21 protein-coding genes are annotated in these 16,910 nt (G+C 66.6%); all 21 read right to left on the bottom strand.

What is annotated here, in order from left to right:
- Nucleotides 1-75: 75 nt before the first annotated feature.
- Nucleotides 76-825, bottom strand: coding sequence for a DNA repair protein RecO (recO, locus tag VMX79_10975; protein ID HUV87619.1), 750 nt, complete (start codon nucleotides 823-825; stop codon nucleotides 76-78).
- A gap of 6 nt (nucleotides 826-831) precedes the next feature.
- Entirely contained in the window at nucleotides 832-2,385 is a 1,554-nt protein-coding gene (locus VMX79_10970; GenBank protein HUV87618.1) for an alkaline phosphatase family protein, read from the bottom strand.
- Nucleotides 2,382-3,671, bottom strand: a complete 1,290-nt coding sequence (locus VMX79_10965) for an O-antigen ligase family protein (GenBank protein HUV87617.1) — start codon at nucleotides 3,669-3,671, stop codon at nucleotides 2,382-2,384. Before VMX79_10965 ends, VMX79_10970 begins: the two co-directional genes overlap by 4 nt.
- A gap of 8 nt (nucleotides 3,672-3,679) precedes the next feature.
- Nucleotides 3,680-4,459: an AFG1/ZapE family ATPase gene (gene zapE / locus VMX79_10960; protein HUV87616.1), complete on the bottom strand. Its 780-nt coding sequence runs from the start codon at nucleotides 4,457-4,459 to the stop codon at nucleotides 3,680-3,682.
- Nucleotides 4,460-4,461: 2 nt separating this feature from the next.
- Complete coding sequence (locus VMX79_10955; protein ID HUV87615.1) at nucleotides 4,462-5,106, bottom strand: hypothetical protein; 645 nt, start codon at nucleotides 5,104-5,106, stop codon at nucleotides 4,462-4,464.
- Nucleotides 5,090-6,154 carry a hypothetical protein gene (locus VMX79_10950; protein ID HUV87614.1) on the bottom strand — a complete coding sequence of 355 codons (1,065 nt, stop codon included), beginning with the start codon at nucleotides 6,152-6,154 and terminating at the stop codon, nucleotides 5,090-5,092. The genes VMX79_10955 and VMX79_10950 overlap by 17 nt, the downstream gene beginning before the upstream one ends.
- A complete protein-coding gene (gene uvrB / locus VMX79_10945) occupies nucleotides 6,155-8,185 on the bottom strand; it encodes an excinuclease ABC subunit UvrB (GenBank protein HUV87613.1) in 2,031 nt (676 codons plus the stop codon). It lies immediately after the preceding gene.
- Complete coding sequence (locus VMX79_10940; GenBank protein ID HUV87612.1) at nucleotides 8,185-8,679, bottom strand: hypothetical protein; 495 nt, start codon at nucleotides 8,677-8,679, stop codon at nucleotides 8,185-8,187. The genes uvrB and VMX79_10940 overlap by 1 nt, the downstream gene beginning before the upstream one ends.
- Before the next feature lie 12 nt (nucleotides 8,680-8,691).
- Nucleotides 8,692-9,294, bottom strand: a complete 603-nt coding sequence (locus tag VMX79_10935) for an SIS domain-containing protein (protein ID HUV87611.1) — start codon at nucleotides 9,292-9,294, stop codon at nucleotides 8,692-8,694.
- Between the two features lie 6 nt (nucleotides 9,295-9,300).
- Nucleotides 9,301-10,332: a hypothetical protein gene (locus VMX79_10930; GenBank protein HUV87610.1), complete on the bottom strand. Its 1,032-nt coding sequence runs from the start codon at nucleotides 10,330-10,332 to the stop codon at nucleotides 9,301-9,303.
- Between the two features lie 5 nt (nucleotides 10,333-10,337).
- Entirely contained in the window at nucleotides 10,338-11,282 is a 945-nt protein-coding gene (locus VMX79_10925; protein ID HUV87609.1) for a class I SAM-dependent methyltransferase, read from the bottom strand.
- Nucleotides 11,283-11,293: 11 nt separating this feature from the next.
- The gene (locus tag VMX79_10920) at nucleotides 11,294-11,707 is read right to left on the bottom strand and encodes a YraN family protein (GenBank protein HUV87608.1); all 414 of its coding nucleotides are present in this window, start codon (nucleotides 11,705-11,707) and stop codon (nucleotides 11,294-11,296) included.
- Nucleotides 11,704-12,384 carry a ribonuclease HII gene (locus tag VMX79_10915; GenBank protein ID HUV87607.1) on the bottom strand — a complete coding sequence of 227 codons (681 nt, stop codon included), beginning with the start codon at nucleotides 12,382-12,384 and terminating at the stop codon, nucleotides 11,704-11,706. The genes VMX79_10920 and VMX79_10915 overlap by 4 nt, the downstream gene beginning before the upstream one ends.
- Before the next feature lie 3 nt (nucleotides 12,385-12,387).
- Complete coding sequence (rplS, locus tag VMX79_10910) at nucleotides 12,388-12,804, bottom strand: 50S ribosomal protein L19 (GenBank protein ID HUV87606.1); 417 nt, start codon at nucleotides 12,802-12,804, stop codon at nucleotides 12,388-12,390.
- Nucleotides 12,805-12,883: 79 nt separating this feature from the next.
- Entirely contained in the window at nucleotides 12,884-13,453 is a 570-nt protein-coding gene (locus VMX79_10905; protein ID HUV87605.1) for an RNA methyltransferase, read from the bottom strand.
- A 19-nt stretch (nucleotides 13,454-13,472) separates the two neighbouring features.
- Nucleotides 13,473-14,168 carry a tRNA (guanosine(37)-N1)-methyltransferase TrmD gene (gene trmD, locus VMX79_10900; GenBank protein HUV87604.1) on the bottom strand — a complete coding sequence of 232 codons (696 nt, stop codon included), beginning with the start codon at nucleotides 14,166-14,168 and terminating at the stop codon, nucleotides 13,473-13,475.
- Nucleotide 14,169: 1 nt separating this feature from the next.
- Nucleotides 14,170-14,667 carry a ribosome maturation factor RimM gene (gene rimM / locus VMX79_10895; protein ID HUV87603.1) on the bottom strand — a complete coding sequence of 166 codons (498 nt, stop codon included), beginning with the start codon at nucleotides 14,665-14,667 and terminating at the stop codon, nucleotides 14,170-14,172.
- A 6-nt stretch (nucleotides 14,668-14,673) separates the two neighbouring features.
- Nucleotides 14,674-14,904: a KH domain-containing protein gene (locus VMX79_10890; GenBank protein HUV87602.1), complete on the bottom strand. Its 231-nt coding sequence runs from the start codon at nucleotides 14,902-14,904 to the stop codon at nucleotides 14,674-14,676.
- 117 nt (nucleotides 14,905-15,021) lie between these two features.
- Entirely contained in the window at nucleotides 15,022-15,297 is a 276-nt protein-coding gene (gene rpsP, locus VMX79_10885; protein HUV87601.1) for a 30S ribosomal protein S16, read from the bottom strand.
- A gap of 34 nt (nucleotides 15,298-15,331) precedes the next feature.
- Nucleotides 15,332-16,003 carry a ribulose-phosphate 3-epimerase gene (gene rpe, locus VMX79_10880; GenBank protein ID HUV87600.1) on the bottom strand — a complete coding sequence of 224 codons (672 nt, stop codon included), beginning with the start codon at nucleotides 16,001-16,003 and terminating at the stop codon, nucleotides 15,332-15,334.
- Between the two features lie 4 nt (nucleotides 16,004-16,007).
- Nucleotides 16,008-16,781, bottom strand: a complete 774-nt coding sequence (locus VMX79_10875; GenBank protein HUV87599.1) for a PASTA domain-containing protein — start codon at nucleotides 16,779-16,781, stop codon at nucleotides 16,008-16,010.
- Nucleotides 16,782-16,910: the final 129 nt, after the last annotated feature.

Genomic DNA, 16,910 nt, shown 5'->3' with positions numbered 1-16,910 from the left:
TTCCGACGCTACGTTTAAAAAATTATAACACTTTCCCATTAATGCGTCAAACAAACGCCTTAACCGCTCGGCGGCTTAGAACAGGTCCGCGAACGCTAAACTCTTTATTTCCAAGCCGGTATGGTAACGGAGGTGGGCGCGGATGAAAGAGAGGGTTTGCTCGACGAGTTCGGGGCCGGCCTTTACTAGGCCGAGCCGCGCCGGCTCGAGCGACGCTAGCGTACGCACGTAGTTATAAGCCGCCGGCGATAGCGTTATTAAATCGCCCCCGGCGGGTTGGCAATCGCGACATACGACGGTCCCTTCTTTGAGGACCAATGCCACCCCCTCCCGGGGATTCGCCCGGCCGCAGCGCGAGCACTTGGCGATATCCGGTTTCAACCCCAACCGCGCCGCCAGCTTAACCAGGAATTGCGACAGCAGCGCCGCCGGGGGCCCGCCGTCGTCGAGCGCCGCTACCGAAGCCGCCACCAGCTCGTACAGCGCCGCGTCGGCGTCGCCTTCGCCGCTCAGTTTATCGGTAGCTTCCACTACGGCCAGGCCGTAGGGGAGGCTTCGCGCGTCCTCGCGGAGGTAGCGCCCGGGCGTTATGATCGCCGTTTCGGCCAGCGTGAATAAGTCCTTACCCTCGCGCCAATAGAAGACGAACTCGCCGTGGGTCAGGGGCTCGAGCGCGGCGCCGAATTTGTTCTTGAGGACGCGCGCTCCCTTGGCCAGCAGTTGGAGCTTGCCGGCGTCGCGCGTATAGACCACGGCGATGCGCGAGGACTCGCCGAAGTCCCGCCGCCGAAGCACCACCCCCTCGGTTCGGATTATTTCGGTCACGACCGCCTAGCCCAGATAACCCATTCCCTGCAACCGGGCGCGGACGGCGGCGTCCTCGCCGTCGACGTAACCGACGTCGCCGACGTCGTAATCGAAATAGCTCGGCGGCGCCGCGGCCAGGAGCTCGGGTTTTACGATTTCGGTCAGGACGCGCCCGTCCAGCCCCGCCGGTACGGCCTCTCCCATCAGGTACGTCGCGGTCGGGTATACGTCGGCCAGGTTCGCGTCGGCCGGCGTCGCGCCCGCCGATATGGCGGGGCCTCGGGCGAATAGAATGCCTTCCCGGCGGTGTTCGCCGGGTCGGCGCCGACGCGGCGCGACCGCCGGGTCGTCGGAGAACTCCCTGAGGCGGACGCCGTCCTCCCACAGCGGCAGGTAGACGTCGGGCGCGTCGTCCAGGAACGGCCCGTGGTATACCTCTTCCCGGCGCAGGGCCCGGGCGGCCAGGCCCGGGTGCAATTCGTCCAGGCTCGCGATCAAATCTTCGCGGACCTTTTCGTAATCGGCGCGGCCCACGATGCCCTCGCGCTCCCGGCCGGCGACGTTGAGGTAGACGCCGTACTGCGTCGCGGTCCCGGGGAAGGCTTTGGTCCTGCTCCAGTCCACCGCGGCGAAAACCGAGAGTCGCTCCATAATTCGGCCTCGCGCCGCGGCCCGCCAACGGCGCGGCAGCCGCTTGCGGAGGTCGAACGCGTCCAGCCTGGCCACCGCGTCCATAAAGCGGCGCGGCGACGGCCCCTTCTTTTGGTGCAGCGTCATAAAGCCGCGGCGGACGAGGTGCCCGGCGAGGTCGACCTCGCGCTCGGCGGGGCCGAAGCCGTGGTCGGAGACGACCATCGCCGTGACGTCGGCGTCGCCGGCTTCCAGGAATTCGCCCAGCGTACCGTCGAGCCACTCGTAGTGTTCGCGGACCAACTCGGGCCGGTCCCAGTAAAAATGCATCAGGCGGTCGACGCCCGTGAAGACGACGGCGAAGAGGTCCGGCCGCTTCGACTCCCACAGGTAAAGCGCCACCCTCTTGCGCGCCCCCTCGACGCGGCGCAACTCCCGGAGGAAATCCTCCTCGGCGACTTCCTCGAAATAGGCCGGGTCCATATCGACGAAGTAGTCGCCGACGGCCCGCATCTCGGCGCCGAGGGATGGCGGGTAGAGGAATTCGTCGGCGAACTTCGGCGTGAGCATCCCCGGGACGACGAAGCCGTTGACGGCGCGGGGCGGGAAGGTTAGCGGTACGTTCACGGCGCCCACGGTCCGGCCGGCCGACGAAAGGGTGTCGAAGATGCGCGCCGCCCGCAGCGCGGACGCGTTCTGCAGGCGGCGGTGGTAGCCGCGCCCGGGGGGCGCCAGGAAGTCGAAGACGCCGTGGCGGCCGGGGTTAAGGCCGGTCTGGAAGGTGGCCCAGGCCGGCGCCGTAAGCGGCGGACATACCGTGTACAGTACGCCGGCCGCGCCCTCCGCCTTGAACCGGGCGAGGTTGGGGAGGCGCCCGGCTTCGAGCAGCGGCTCGATTACGTTGAACGTTCCGCCGTCTATGCCGAATATAAGAACGCGTTTTTTCACGTGGTTTGAGCCGAGCCGGTTCGCGACGCCTCCCATCGTTGCGCCGCCACTAAAGCGCCGGCGAGCGCGTACAGGATGGCCATAATTTCGTAATCGCCGAAGGTGTACTCGAAGAAGCCCTCTACCAGAAACCCGGTCGTGGCGCCGATGCCCGCCAGGCCCAAGGCCCGCGTCGTGGGCGAGCGGCCGCGCCGGTACCCCCGGGCGAAGAGTTTGAAGAGGGCGTACGCGAAAAAGGCGAAGGCGGCCAGGCCTACGACGCCCCGTTCGACGACGAGCTGGATATAATTATTGTGCGCGTGCGGTACCTGGCTCTCGAGCGAAGTCTCGTCCTTGTATTCGTCGTAGAGGTAGAGCGTGTTGTGGACGCCCACGCCGGTCAGCGGGTAGTCGCGGGCTATCCTCAGCGTAGTCCGCCAGATGTCGACCCGGAATTCGGGCGGTCCTTCCGCGTAGGCCGTACCGCGGTCGGTAGCGGCGTTTATTATAGATTCCGCCCGCTTTATGATGGGACGGGGCGCTATTAGGACGGCTAAAAGTACGACCGCCGGGAACGCCCACAGGACGCGGCGGTCCGCGATCACCGCCATTACGAAGACCGCCGCGGCGAGCCCTACCCACGCCGAACGGACCAGCGACGCGGCGAGGCCCGCCAGCATAACCGCGAACAGAACGCCGAGCCCTACGCGGCTCCGCGCCGAAAGGCGGCCCCGCAGGAATACCGCCAGCGCCACCGCCAGGACGAGCATCATTACGCCGCCGTACGTCATGTAGAACAGCCGGCCGCCGGGCCGGACCGTGAAGACGTCCGCGCCTTCCGCGACCGCGCGCGCAAATTGGAAGACGGCGTACGCCGAGTTCGCCGCCGCCGCGGCGAAGAAAGCAGCCAACATCGTTTTGGGGAGCCAGCGGGGCGGGTCCGTCAGGCCGAAGGCCACGGTGTAGTAGACCAACGGCGCGGCGTACGTGAGCGTCCAGAAGAACGAGCGATTGCCGAATTCCGCGCCGCCGACGAGGTAGGCCGTCGCCGACGAAATTATCATGGAGCCGTAGAGCGCGGCGAAGGGCCAATCGAGCGGCGTATGAAACGCCGGCAGCTTGCGCGTGAGGTCGGCCTTGACGATGAGCGGCAGCAGGACGAACGCGAAGATGGCCCAGTTGCACAGCGAGATGGAAAACGCCAACCCCGCGGCGAAAAGTATCCACCCCGGGTATTGCCACTTCCGCAGGAACCCGAGGACCCGGCGGAAGGCGGGGGAATCGTTTATGGGCGTCGGTACGGCCACGGATTTAATTATAAATTTCTCAGGATGCCCGTCTGACGCTGGTCCCGGCGGAAGTCGCCGCCCGCGATGAGCACGGTCTTGCACATCTCGAGCAGCCTCGAGCGCAGCCGCGGGCCGATGCGGTCGGCGAGCGTTTCCTCCGCGCCGGCCGGGTCGTCGAGGTAGTTCGTGGTGGCGATCAAGAGCCGGCGGTTGACGTAGCGCTGGTTGATGACGTACGAGAGGAAGTCGAGGGTCCAATCGCGTATCTTCATCGAGCCCAGGTCGTCTATGAGGAGTATTTCGGCGGCGACCAGCGGCTCGAGAATCGCGTACTCGTCGAACGTGCTGCCGGCGTACCTCTTCTTAACCTCCGCCAACAGGTCGGAGAAGTCGCACCACCGGCAGGCGGCGTCCTTTTTTAAAATAAGTTCTTGGATTACGCCCGAGGCGAGGTGGGTCTTGCCGACCCCCACCCCCCCCATAAAGAGTAGGCCGGCGTCCACCGCGGGGTAGTTGTCGACGAAACTCTCCGCGAAGCGCTTCGCCCTTATTACGCTCTCGTGGGTGAAACCCTGTACGATGTCGAAATTACCCAGCGAACACTCGCGATAGCGGGCCGGGATGCCCGCCGCGCTTACCCGGCGGCGCGTCGCCCGGACGCGCTGGCAGTCGCACACGCGGCCTCGCCGGACGCCCCGCTCCTCCTCCACCACGACGCCGGCGCCGAAGCACTTGGGGCACACTTCCACGTCGTCGTCGAACTCGACGTCGGGCAGCTTGAATTTCAGGCGGTCGTCTTCGGCCATAATCAAACCGTAAACGACGGGAGGCGGAACCGCTCCCGCAGCTTCCGCGTCGTTATCGCCCGCACGGTCCGCCGGGCGACGTCGGCCTCGAACTTTCGGCCGCGGAGTTCCGCGCGCGCGTCGCGCTCGAGGCGGGTCGCTTCCTCGGCCGGGAGCGTTTTCTCTATCTCGGTAAAGAGTTCTTTCTCTATCTCGTCCAGCTCGTTTTGTGCCGTTACGGCGTTTTTCGTTTCGGCCTTCTCGGCCAGTTGTCGGACGGCGGCCGCGGCGTCTTGGATTGCGGCCTTGGCTCGAGCGTCCGCGGCGCCGCGCGCCGTTTCCTCCAGCGCGGCCGCGAGCGCGGCCAACTTTTCGGCGAGGCTTTTACCCTCGAGCCGGCCTTCGCCCGCGCCCCGGGCGCCGGCCCGGCTCCGGCGGCGCTCTTCCTCCACCGCCCAACGGCACTGGCGCAGCGAGCGGATTTCGCCCCCGCGCCGAAAAGCCTCGTCTATTCCGCGGATGGCGACGGCGGCGTCGACGCCGGCCCGCTCCCAATCCGCCAGGCAAGCTAAATCGGCGGGCGAGAGCATGGTCCCGCGGCCGCGGCGTTCGACGAAGTGTTCGGCCACCGCGGCGAAGAAGTCGGCTCCTTTAGCGGCCGCTTTCATCTCGCGCTTGCTCGAGCGCGGGTTTTTTCCGCTCGTGCCCTCTCGCACGTCCGACGAACCACAGCGTTATGGCGCCGGCGAGCAGCGCCGCGGTTACGAGCGAGGCCGGAAGAACGTGGCCTTCGACCAGGTCCAGCGCCCGCATCAGGATGTGGCCCGCCGCCAGCGCCGCGGCGAAGAGAACCGCGTCCGGGAAGCTCGCCCCCGGCGCGCGGCTGAATAACAGAGAGAAGAAGCCGCCGACGGCGCGCAGGACGCGGCGGCGTTCGGCCACCAGGACCTCGGCCGCGGCCAAAAATATTATCAAACACGCGAAGAGGAAAGGCCAATTTCCGAATATACCGTATATGCCGACGCCCACCGCGCTGAACCACTCCAGCAGAAACGCGGCGACGACCGGCGCCAGTACGTTGCGCGTCCGCTCGCACAGGTAGGCGAGTGCGAGCGCTTCCGGCAGCCGCCAGGCCAGGAACGCCGCCCACGACGCGTAGCCCCCCGGCCAGTACGAGCCGCCCACGGCGGGCCAAATCGACGTCGTCGCGGCCAGCGTCGCCGCCGCGACCAGGCCCGCGCGCCGGCCCAGCGCGCCGCCCACGAACCCCTGGACGTATCCGTAGAACAGGTAGGCCGCGGCCACGCCCAACAAGACGCGCGCCATTATCGCGAACGGGCCCTGCGTGAGAAGCGAGGTCGGCAGCGTCGTGAAAAAGTCCGTACCCTTGAAGTGCAGCGCTACCAGCAGCGCGGCGCGATATAACGTTAATATGACGGCCGCGGCGAAGCCGTAGTATAGCGTGCGGCCGAACGACGAACCGCCCCGGCGGTAGAAAGGCGCGCCCGGCCCGGGCCCCGGCAAGACAAGCCGCAGGAGTACGGTGCCGGCCAGCGTCATCCCGAACAAGAAAGCCGCCTTTATCAGGCTCGCCGGCGCGCCGTGCATCGCCGCCAAAGAGCCCGTGGGGCAGAAGGCCAGCACGACGGCGAGCACTTCTAAGAAGACCGCGAAGGCGAGGAGTATAGAGATGTCGTTCCGGTTGCCGGCGTTCATTCAGCTCCTCCGGGAACGTCGATTTTTCTTGGCCTTGGTTTTGGTCGCGGCGCTCGGCTCGCCCGGGCCGCCGCGCAGCTCGCGTATCCGGTCGCGGAGGGCCGCGGCCTTCTCGAACGCGAGTTCTTCCGCGGCGCGCCGCATCTCGTACTCCAGCAGCGCCAGGAACGCCTGAACGTCGGCGGGCTCTTCGGGCGCGGGCGCGTCCTCGAGCCGCCGGCCCGCGTCCGCCACCGACGTCGTCGCCAGCACGGCCTCCACCGACTTCACGATGCTCCGGGGTTCGATGCCGTGCTCGCGGTTGTACTCGAGCTGGGTCTGCCGGCGCCGCCCCGACTCCCGCACCGCGTTCTTGATGGACTTCGTAACGCGGTCGGCGTAGAGCACGACCTTGCCGCCGGCGTGGCGCGCCGCGCGGCCCGCCGTCTGGATGATGGACCGCTCGTCGCGCAGGAAGCCCTCCTTGTCGGCGTCCAGGATGGCCACCAGCGAGACCTCGGGCAAGTCCAGCCCTTCGCGCAGCAGGTTGATGCCGACGACGACGTCTATCTCGCCCAAACGTAAATCGCGCAGTATCTCCACGCGCTCGATGGCGTCCAGCTCGGAGTGCAGGTACTTCACGTTGAAGTCCAGGCCCGCCAGGAACTCGGCCAGGTCCTCGGACATCCGTTTCGTTAGCGTCGTGACCAACGCGCGCTCGTTCCGGGACACGACGTCGCGTAGCTCGCCGACGAGGTCGTCCACCTGGCCTTCCGCCGGCTTGACCACCACCGGCGGGTCGACCAGGCCCGTGGGCCGGATGAGCTGCTCCGCTACCTGGGAGGAATGCTCGAGCTCGTACGGCGCGGGCGTGGCCGACGTGTACACGAGCTGTGGCACGAGCTCCTCGAATTCGTCGAAGCGGAGGGGCCTGTTGTCCAGGGCCGACGGCAGCCGGAAGCCGTACTCCACCAGCACCTCTTTGCGGGCGCGGTCGCCGTTGTACATCCCGCGGACCTGCGGCAGCGTAACGTGCGATTCGTCGACGATGCAGAGCCATCGCTCGGGGAAGTAGTCGAGCAGGCAGTAGGGCCGCTCGCCCTCGAACCGGGCCGCCAGGTGGCGCGAGTAGTTCTCGATTCCGGGGCAGTAGCCGATCTCGCGCAAGAGCTCGACGTCGTGCCGCGTCCGCGTCTCCAGCCGCTGCGCCTCCACGATTTTATCGCGCTTCCTAAACCACGCCAGCCGTTCCTCCAGCTCGGCCTCGACGGCCGCCAGGCCGCGTTCTATCTTATCGGGCGCGGTGACGAAGTGCTTGGCGGGGTATATCGCGACGCGCTCGAGCGGCTGTAGCTTACGCACCGCGACGGGCTCGAGGCGCCAGACGTTCTCGACGACGTCGCCTTCGAACTCCACGCGCAGCGCTTCGTCCTCGTACGCCGGGAAGACGTCCACCACGTCGCCGCGGACGCGGAAGGTCCCCGGTTTGAACTCGACGTTGTCGCGTTCGTAGCGGATGGCGGCCAGGTCGCGGGTCAGCCGGCCTATCTCGAGCCGCTGGCCCCGTTCTATGAAAAGGTGGAACTTGCGGAACTCCTCGGGCGAGCCCAGGTTGTAGATGCACGAGACGGAGGCGACGATTACGACGTCGTCGCGGGCCAGCAGCGAGGCCGTGGCGCGCAGCCGCAAGCGTTCTATCTCCTCGTTGATGTCGGCGTCCTTCTCGATGTAGATATCCTGCGCCGGGAGGTACGCCTCCGGCTGGTAGTAGTCGTAGTATGATATGAAGTACTCGACGGCGTTGCGGGGGAAGAATTGGAGGAACTCGCCGTAGAGCTGCGCGGCGAGCGTTTTGTTGTGGCTGATGACGAGGGTGGGGAGGCCGACGTCGGCGATGACGTTGGCCATGGTGAAAGTTTTGCCCGAGCCTGTCACGCCCAGCAGCGTCTGGTGTTTTTGGCCGGCGCGGATGCCCGCCGCCAACCGCTCCACCGCCTGCGGCTGGTCGCCGGCGAGGCCGTAGTCGGCGACGAGCTCGAAGCGGGCCGTCACTACGCCTCCTCCTCCGCCGCTTCTTCCCACGATACGCGCGCGCCGTTCAGGCCCTCTTTGAGGACGTCGAGTTTCAGCAGGCGGCGAATTTGATCCTCGCGGTAGCGGCGCTTCTTGAGGATTTCCAGCTCGTCCTTGAAGAGGGATATGAGCGTTTTGAAGGGGACGTCGGCGGGAGACGAGGCCGCGACCTCCGTGAGGAACGTCGCGACGGTGCGCGCGATGGTGGGGTAGGCGTAGAACTCGAACGGCCGGCCGTCGGCGGGGAAGCTTTTAATAATCAATAGCTCGTCGGCCGGCAGGTACAGCGCCGGGTGGAGGAGCTGCCCTTTCTTGACGACGCCCTTGCACTTCCGCAGGACGAGGACGCGGTTGTGGAGGACGGCGAGGGCCTGCAGCAGCTCCGCGAATTCGACCGGCGCGTCCCACGACGCGAGCTCGAGTTTGATGACGCTGGCCGGGTACCGGCCTCTCGCTCCGAAGAGGGTTTCCACCGCCGGTTTTCCCTAGAGGGTGTTCCCCTTACCGTCCACCTTGGCGCCGCCCATGCGGTCGCGCAGCAGCGTGAAGATGACGTGCCCCAGCACCATGTGGACGTCCTCGACGATTTGCTCGTTGCGCGACGGCACCAGGACCGCGATGTCGGCGTGCTCCCTGGCCTTGCCGCCGTCGCCGCCGGAGAAGAGCACCCCGGTCCCGCCCAGTTCCTTTATGACCTTGAGGGCGTTGATGACGTTGGGTGACATCCCGCTGCCGGAGAACGCCACGGCCACGTCGCGCTCGTCCGCCAGGTTGTAGAGCTGCTCGCCGAAGGTGTTGGTGTAGTCGGTGTCGTTGGCCCAGGCGGTTATCACGGCGACGTTCGTCGAGAGCGATAGCGCCTTGATGCGCCGGCGGCCTACCGCGGCGGTCCCCTTCGCGAGGTCGCACGCCAGGTGCGCCGACGTCGCCGCGCCGCCGCCGTTCCCGAAGAGGAAAATGGTGCCGCGGTCCCGGTACGCGCGGTCGAAGACGTCCACCACGTCGCGCACCGCTTTGGCGTCCACCTCGCGGACCACCGCCGCCACCGACGCCAGATATTCGTCTATCTTATCCTCAACTCGCGACATATCGGCCTAACCTTTTTCGTCCAAGGTGCGGACGCCGTCGTAATCGAACCCGAAGTCGTACCGTTCGAAACCCTCGCCCGCCAGGTACGCCGCGACGGCTTCTTGGGCGGCGGGCGGCGCCATTACGAGGTAGAAACCCCCGGCCCCCGCGCCCGTCACTTTGACCGCCCAGGCGCCGAGCTCGCGGGCCCGGGCGCAGGCCGCGACCGTCTTCTCGTCCGCTATTTTGGCCGAGACCTTTTTCTTGGCCAGCCACGCCTCGTGCATAAGCTCGCCGAAGCGGGGCCAGTCGGCCTCCGCGGCGGCCGTACACATCCCGCCGGCGAGCTCCTTCATGCGGTGAAGGGCCTCGACGGTTTGGCGGTCGCCGGCGGCGACGCGAGCCCGCTGGCCGGTGAGGACTTCGGCGGAGTCGCGGCGGCGCCCCGAAAAGAATAACATAAAATAACGTTCGAATTCGCGCCGTTTTGACGCGGAAAGATTTACGGCTTCGCGCCGGACGTTATCTTTTTCGAAATAGAAATAGTTCAGGCCGCCGAAGGCCGCGGCGTACTGGTCCTGGCGGCCTATGGGTCGGCCCAGCTTTTCAATCTCTATGACGGACGCGGCCTCGGCCACCTCTTCCCTGGCGGGGCGGCGGCCGGCGAACAGGTGGAGGGCGTACGTGACGGCGACGCCGACGGCGCCCGAAGCCCCCAGGCCCGAGCCGGGCGGCAGGCCCGTTCGGACGGTCATTTCCACGCCCCCCGCGGGTCGGAGTTCGGCCAGTGTCCGGCCGACCAGCGCGACCTCGGCTCGAGGGTCCTTCAGGATTTCGGCCGGGTCGCCGTAATCCGCCCGGATTTCGAAGTCGTCCAGGATTAGCGACACGGTGCGGATGTCGAGGGGGCGCACCCGCACGCGCGCGCCCAGGCTCACCGCGGCCGAGAGGACCGCGCCGCCGTAGCGCTCCGCGTACGCGGGAAGGTCCGTCCCGCCGCCGGCGAACGCTATGCGGCAGGGGGCGAAGGCGGTCGCGATTTCCGATTTCGTGACCATAAGCCTCAAGCGGGCGTCGCGACGTAGATTACGCCGCTCCCCTGTTTGAACCATAGAGCGAGCGTTTGCAGCGCGGGCCGCAGGGCCAGTTTAAAATATATAAAACGGGCCGCCGTCTCGAGGGGAGAACCGACCCGGATTTCCGGCGGCGACAGGTACTTGCGGATGGCGCCGTAGTTGCCGCTGTAGCGGGCGAGGACGGCGAAGCCGTGTTTGCGGAGCATCGCCCTCAACGTCCGCGGCGTGAAGAACGCGACGTGGTAGGGGACCGCGTCCGGCGCGACGGTCCCCGGTTTTTTCCTCTCCCAAAGCGCCCGGCCGATTTTCTCCCAGTGGTAGAGCTCGTACGGGACCTGGACCAGGATGACGCCGCCCGGTTTGAGCGCCGCGCGGACGTTGGCGAGGGCCGCGCCCGGGTCGTAGAGGTGTTCGACGATATCGACGAGGTAGGCCGCGTCGAAGGACGCCGGCTCGAGCGCCGCCTCCTCCAACGGCCCCTCCGCGACTTCCAGGCCGAAATGCCGGCGGGCGTAGGCCGCGGCCTCCGCGGATACGTCGTTGCCGGCGACCTCCCAACGCTGCCGCCGCAACCACTCGAGCTGGAAGCCGTGGGCGCAGCCGCACTCCAACAGGCGCCCGGGGCCGGCGACGTGGCGACTGAGTAGCGCGAGCCGTTTCGCGAAGAGGCGCTCGTATACGCCGCGGAAGCGCTCGAAGGTCTCGACGTAGCCGTCGTAGCCGCCCGCGGCGTAGTACGTCTCGTCGTACAGGCGGCGCGCCGCCTCGCGCGTGGGCCGGGGCGAGAGGCGGACCAGGCCGCACCGCCGGCACTTGACGACGCCGAACCGGCCCTGCTGCGTCGAGAGCAGGCGGCCGTCGTCGGCGCCGCACAGCGGGCAGGACACTTCCTCGAGCGGAAGCGTCGCGAGCTCGAGCGGAGCTTGTGCCATTGCGCGTTTTATTAACCCAACTCTTCCGGGGGAAGGAAGTCGTCCAGCGCCACGGCCTCGTAGTGTTCTATTTCGTAGCCGCCTTCTTTCTTCACGGCGACAAGGAAGTCGAAGCGGAAGTCCGGCTCTTCCGCGGGGCGCTCCTTCTCCAGGAAGTGGAGCGCGGCCCGGTATACGCGCGACACCTTCCGGGGCGTGAATTGGGAGCGGGGGTCCACGCTCGCGCCCGCCCGGGCCGTTTTCACCTCTGCGAAGACGAGGCGGCCTTCCTTGGACGCGACGACGTCGAGCTCGCCGAAGGGGGTGTGGTAGTTGCGGGCGACGATTTCGAAGCCGCGCCGGCGTAAAAAATCGGCCGCGGCGTCCTCGCCCGCGCGGCCAAGCGTTCGGCGGGCCGCGGCCCGGCGCTCGCCGTCGCGCGTCATTGCCGGAAGAGGTCGTCGGCGTCGCCGAGGTGACGGGCCACGGGAGCGAAGCTGCGCCGGTGGGCCGGCGACGGCCCGAGCTTCGCCAGCGCCTTGAGGTGGCCCGCGGTGCCGTAGCCCTTGTGGACCGCGAAGCCGTACCCGGGGTATTTGTCGTCCAACAGCACCATAAGGCGGTCGCGGTAGACCTTGGCCATTATGGAAGCCGCGGCGATGGAGACGCAGCACGCGTCGCCCCGTACGATGGTCTTTTGCCGCACCGTCATCGGCACGGGCCTGTTGCCGTCCACCAGCAATAAGTCGGGCGCGGGCGCGAGGCGGACGCACGCTTTCCTCATCGCGAGCAGCGCGGCGTTCAGTATGTTTACGTCGTCGATGACTTTGGCCGACGCCACGCCCACGGCCCAGCTCGAGGCGCCCTCGGCCAGCGTCGCGTAAAGCTCGTCGCGCAGGCCGGCGTCGAGCCGCTTGGAGTCGCGGATGCCGGCGCAGTCGAATCCGGGCGGCAAGACGACCGCCGCGGCCACCACCGGCCCCGCCAGCGCGCCGCGGCCGGCTTCGTCCACCCCCGCCACGCGTGCTAAGCCCTCCTCCCAGAAGCGCCGCTCGAATTCTTCCAGCGTGAGCGGCCCGTCGGGCGAGGAGGGCCCGAAAAGCGTAGGCGCGTCTTCCGCCATAATTTAAGACGAATCTTCGGCGGTCGTCTCGTCCTCCGGCGCCTTTTCCTTCGCGGCTTTGGGCTCGGCGCGGCGCATGCGGCCTTCCTTCACGCGCGCTTTCTTGCCGACTTTGCGGCGCAGGTAGTAGAGCTTGGCCCGGCGCACTTTACCGCGGCGCACGACCTTCAAGCTCTTTACTCGCGGCGAGTGCAGGGGGAAGGTCCGCTCCACGCCCACGCCGGAGGCTATGCGCCGGACCGTAAAGGTTTCGCGCGGGCCGGCGCCCTTGCGGGCGATGACGACGCCTTCGAAAGGTTGGGTTCGCGTTCGGTCGCCTTCGACGATCTCGGCTTCCACGCGGACGGTATCGCCTACGTTGAAGTCCGGGACCTTATCTTTAAGCGCCGTCTTCTCTATTTCGCGAACGGCGGGATGCATTTCGGACACCTCGTTGCGTTGACTGGTAGTTAAATATAATAGCCGGCGTTAATTATTATCGTTGGCTCGAGTTTCGGTTTCAGCTGAGTATGCGGTCGACGTATATGGCGAACGCGGCCCGAACCGGCAGGTGGTTGAAGTCGCCGCTTCCCGCGAGCGGCTCGAGCACCGCGTCCGCGGCGAACAATATATCCTCCGTCAGGCCGTAGCCGGTACCGAACAACAACAGCACCGGCCTCCCGTCCGCCGCCGTCCACAGCTCTTCGGCCGGCAACGCGTCTCGCGTGGGCCGGGCCGTGGTGGCGACGACGAACGGCTCCCCGCCTTCCGCCGCGGCCACGTCGTCGAAGGCCGCTTCTACGGTCGGGACCATTTTCGCCGCCGCGAGCGCCCGCCGCCGCTGCGGGCTGTGCTCGGCGCCCACCCCCTCGCGCCAGTGGTAAATTATTTCGTCCACCAGGCGCTGCTGCGAATCGTACGGGTTCGTGACGTAATATCCGGCGACGCCGTACGTCAGCGCGACGCGGCCCAGGTCGTGCAGGTCCAGCGGCGTCACCGACGTCGCGACCGTTTCCCCCTCCCGGTTGTACACCGGCCAGTGGACCAGCGCGACGTACAGTTTACCCTTTTGTTCGCTTTTCGGGGCCACGGCCGTTCGCCGGCCTTCCTTAATCTTCGCCTTCCAGCAGCTCGGGCCGGACGTCGCGCGTTCTCTTCAGCGCCTGCTCGCGACGCCAGTTATCGACCTCGCCGTGGTTCCCCGAGAGCAGGACCTCCGGGACCGCCATCCCCCGGAACTCCCGCGGCCTGGTGTAGTGCGGATGGTCCAGCAGGCCGGTGGCGAACGAGTCCGTGGCCGCGGAGTCCTCGTCCCCCAGGACGCCGGGGACCAGCCGCGCCGCGGCGTCCACCACCGCCAGCGCCGCTATCTCGCCGCCCGAGAGGACGAAGTCGCCTAGCGAGATTTCCTCGTCGGCCAGGCCCTCGCGGACGCGCTCGTCGACGCCTTTGTACCGGCCGCAGAGCAGTATTAAATGCTCCCTTTCCGCGAGCGGCCGGCAGCCCTCCTGCGTAAGCGGCTTGCCCTGGGGCGTGAGGAAGACGCGCCAACCGCGGCCGAACTGCGCCTCCACGTCCTCCACCGCGCGGAAGAACGGCTCCGGCTTCATCACCATGCCGACGCCGCCGCCGTACGGGTAGTCGTCCACCGAGCGATAGGCGTCGTCGCTGTAGTTACGCAGGTCGTGGACGCGGGCTGCTACCAATCCCCGCTCGAGCGCCTTGCCCAACACGCCGACGGCCAGCGCGCCGTCGAAGAAGGTCGGGAATATCGTAACGATGTCGAAGGCGAGCGTCGGGGCCATACTATCCCTCGCGGTGGGGCACGATGACGATTTTTCCCCCCCGCTGAACTTCCGCGACGTGGGCCCGGACGAGGGGCACGTCGTACGTCCGGTCGCCGGCCTCGATTACCAGAACGTCGTGCGGGCCGGCCCCGTAAACGGCGACCACGGTGCCCGCGGTTTCGCCGGTCGTGGTTTCGACGGGCAGGCCGACGAGTTCGAACTCGTAGTATACGTCGGCGGGCGTTTCGGGGAGAGCCTCGGCGGGGACCGCGACCCTCCAATCTCTGTATTCTTCGGCCGCGGTGCGGTCGTCTATGCCGGCGAATTTTGCCAGGAAGCCGTCGCCCTTGGGCCGCCAGCCCTCGACCGTTGCCGCCACTTGGCACGTCGGCCCGAGCAGGACTACCGCCAGCCCGGGCCCCGGTACGAAAAATCCTTCCGTGAAATCGGTAACGACGACCTCGCCCTTAAGGCCGTGGGGTCGACGGATGAAGGCTATGGCGACTGCGCCGCCCACCGGGCGTTATTCCAATATCTCGAGCGCCGCGCGCTTATTCTGCTTCATCGCCGCGGCGTTCAATATCGTCCTGAGCGCCCGGGCCGTCCGGCCTTTCTTTCCGATTATCCGGCCGATGTCCTCGCGGTCAACCGAGATCTCGATTATCGTCGTTTTCTCGCCCGCGACCTCGTGGACCACTACCGACTCCGGCTTCTCGACCAAATTCTTCGCGATGTATTCGATCATGTCTCTCATCTCGGCACCTCCTGTGCCTCGAGCTCAGGTTTGGGGTTTAGGGCTGAAATCGGAAATCGAAATGAAAACGAATCGAAACTGATCTGGTCTAAAGCCTGGGCTGAATATTTAATCGGCCTATTCGCCGGTCGTCTTCCGTTCCGCGAACTTCTTCAATACGCCGGCCTTCGAGAGGAGGCGCTTCGCCGTCTCGGAAGGCGTCGCGCCCACCGAAAGCCAATACAGCGCTCGTTCCTCGTTCACCTCGGAGACCGCCGGGTCGGCCGTGGGCTCGTAGTAGCCCAGCGTCTCGATGAAGCGGCCGTCGCGCTTGGCGCGGCCGTCGGTCACGACCAACCGGTATCGCGGCGCGTTTTTCGCGCCCGTGCGTCGAAGTCTGATGCGAACAGCCAAGTATTTCCACCTCCGGACCTACGTGCTTTCGGCCCTAAGAGTCGAGTGCCGATTGAAGTTCCGCTATGGCCCGTAGCGGGTCCGGCGCGCCGAAGACCGCGCTCCCGGCGACGATAACGTCCGCGCCGGCGTCCGCCACGCGCCTAATATTATCATTTTTTACGCCGCCGTCAACCTCAATTAATACATCGCGGCCCGAAGCGTCGGCCATCGCGCGCGCGCGCGCTATCTTGGCCAGGCCGCCCTCGACGAACGCCTGGCCGCCGAACCCGGGGTTGACCGTCATTATCAAAATAAAATCGGCCAGGCCCAACACGTCCTCGAGTGCCGCGAGCGGCGTCGCCGGGTTGACCGCGGCGCCGGCCTTCTTGCCGGCCGCCTTCACCTGCTGCAGCGCGCGGTGGAGGTGGGGCGTGGCCTCGGCGTGCACCGTTATGACGTCCGCGCCCGCGGCGGCGAAGTCGTCGACGTACCGTTCCGGTTTCTCCACCATCAGGTGCGCGACCATTACGAGGTCGCCGGCGTCGTCCCGCAAATCGGCCGCCATCTTGGCGCCGAAGGATATGTTGGGGACGAACTCGCCGTCCATCACGTCGAGGTGCACGTACCTCAGGCCCGCGTCGCGGACGAGCCGCGTCGCCTCGGCCATCCGGCCGAAGTCCGCCGACAACAGCGACGGCGCGAGTTCCGCTTTTCGCTTCGCCATAACTTTAGGGCGCGGGCGGCCCGCTCGAGATTACGAGGTCCACCGCCTCGCCCTTCTTCACCTGCTCGCCGATGTCCGGCGCCTGGCGGATTATCCGGCTGGCGGGGACGGTCATTGACGGCTCGGTCGTGACGCTGCCCACGGCGAGCTCGTATTCTTTCAGCGTCTTGGCGGCCTCGTCCACCGTTAGGCCGACGAGGTTGGCCGGCATCAGGATCGTTACCTCTTCCGAGCCCAGGCTGACCAGCAGGTTTACCTTGGTGCCGCGGTTGACCTTATCGCGCGGCTTCGGCGTCTGGTCGATGACGTGGTCCTTGGGCACCGTGTCGTCGTGGACGTCGGTGACCTCGCCGACGTTAAGGCCGATGCGCGTGAGGACCAGCTCCGCCTGGCGCAGCGTCCGGCCGACGACGTTGGGGACGTGGACTTCGGCCAGGCCGGCGCTCACGCGTACTTTGACGGTCCGCCCCTTGCGCACCTTGATGCCCGGCTCCGGGTCCTGCTGGACGACGAAGCCCTCGGGCAGCGACGAGTCTTTCGCGACGCCGACTTCCTTCATCACCAGGCCGGCGTCGGCGAGCATCATCTCGGCCTCGTCCACGTTGTGGCCTATAATCTCCGGCACCGCGACCGACTCGCCGCCGGCTACGAACATACGGCCGAAGCCCACGACGAGTACGAGATAGCCCAATATTATCGCGACGAGCGCCGCGGCCACGAGGCGCACGAAACGAAGGAATCCCTTTACCAGGTCGACGCGTCCGATTTTAAGCTGCATAAATAAAACGCCCCGCGACGCGGGCGCGGCAAGTCGTAATTTTTAACATAAAAAGGTTTTTAAAGCAACCTTAAAAGCCGTTTGGCCTTTTACTACCATTTAAAAATGCCGCCCGGGCGGGCGGCTTTT

It is taken from the genome of bacterium, assembly GCA_035529855.1.
Classification (GTDB): Bacteria; RBG-13-66-14; B26-G2; order WVWN01; family WVWN01; genus WVWN01.
The sequence above is the reverse complement of the archived record's forward strand: the minus strand, read 5'-3'. Positions and strand labels throughout refer to the sequence as shown.

Excerpts from the sequence above, each read along its gene's own strand:
- zapE (HUV87616.1), bottom strand. The coding sequence starts at position 4,459 with ATGGCCGAAGACGACCGCCTGAAATTCAAGCTGCCCGACGTCGAGTTC.
- VMX79_10930 (HUV87610.1), bottom strand. The coding sequence starts at position 10,332 with ATGGTCACGAAATCGGAAATCGCGACCGCCTTCGCCCCCTGCCGCATA.
- VMX79_10935 (HUV87611.1), bottom strand. The coding sequence starts at position 9,294 with ATGTCGCGAGTTGAGGATAAGATAGACGAATATCTGGCGTCGGTGGCG.
- VMX79_10875 (HUV87599.1), bottom strand. The coding sequence starts at position 16,781 with ATGCAGCTTAAAATCGGACGCGTCGACCTGGTAAAGGGATTCCTTCGT.
- VMX79_10955 (HUV87615.1), bottom strand. The coding sequence starts at position 5,106 with ATGAAAGCGGCCGCTAAAGGAGCCGACTTCTTCGCCGCGGTGGCCGAA.
- rplS (HUV87606.1), bottom strand. The coding sequence starts at position 12,804 with ATGCATCCCGCCGTTCGCGAAATAGAGAAGACGGCGCTTAAAGATAAG.
- VMX79_10925 (HUV87609.1), bottom strand. The coding sequence starts at position 11,282 with ATGGCACAAGCTCCGCTCGAGCTCGCGACGCTTCCGCTCGAGGAAGTG.
- trmD (HUV87604.1), bottom strand. The coding sequence starts at position 14,168 with ATGGCCCCGACGCTCGCCTTCGACATCGTTACGATATTCCCGACCTTC.
- rpe (HUV87600.1), bottom strand. The coding sequence starts at position 16,003 with ATGGCGAAGCGAAAAGCGGAACTCGCGCCGTCGCTGTTGTCGGCGGAC.
- VMX79_10920 (HUV87608.1), bottom strand. The coding sequence starts at position 11,707 with ATGACGCGCGACGGCGAGCGCCGGGCCGCGGCCCGCCGAACGCTTGGC.
- VMX79_10950 (HUV87614.1), bottom strand. The coding sequence starts at position 6,154 with ATGAACGCCGGCAACCGGAACGACATCTCTATACTCCTCGCCTTCGCG.
- VMX79_10915 (HUV87607.1), bottom strand. The coding sequence starts at position 12,384 with ATGGCGGAAGACGCGCCTACGCTTTTCGGGCCCTCCTCGCCCGACGGG.
- VMX79_10890 (HUV87602.1), bottom strand. The coding sequence starts at position 14,904 with ATGAGAGACATGATCGAATACATCGCGAAGAATTTGGTCGAGAAGCCG.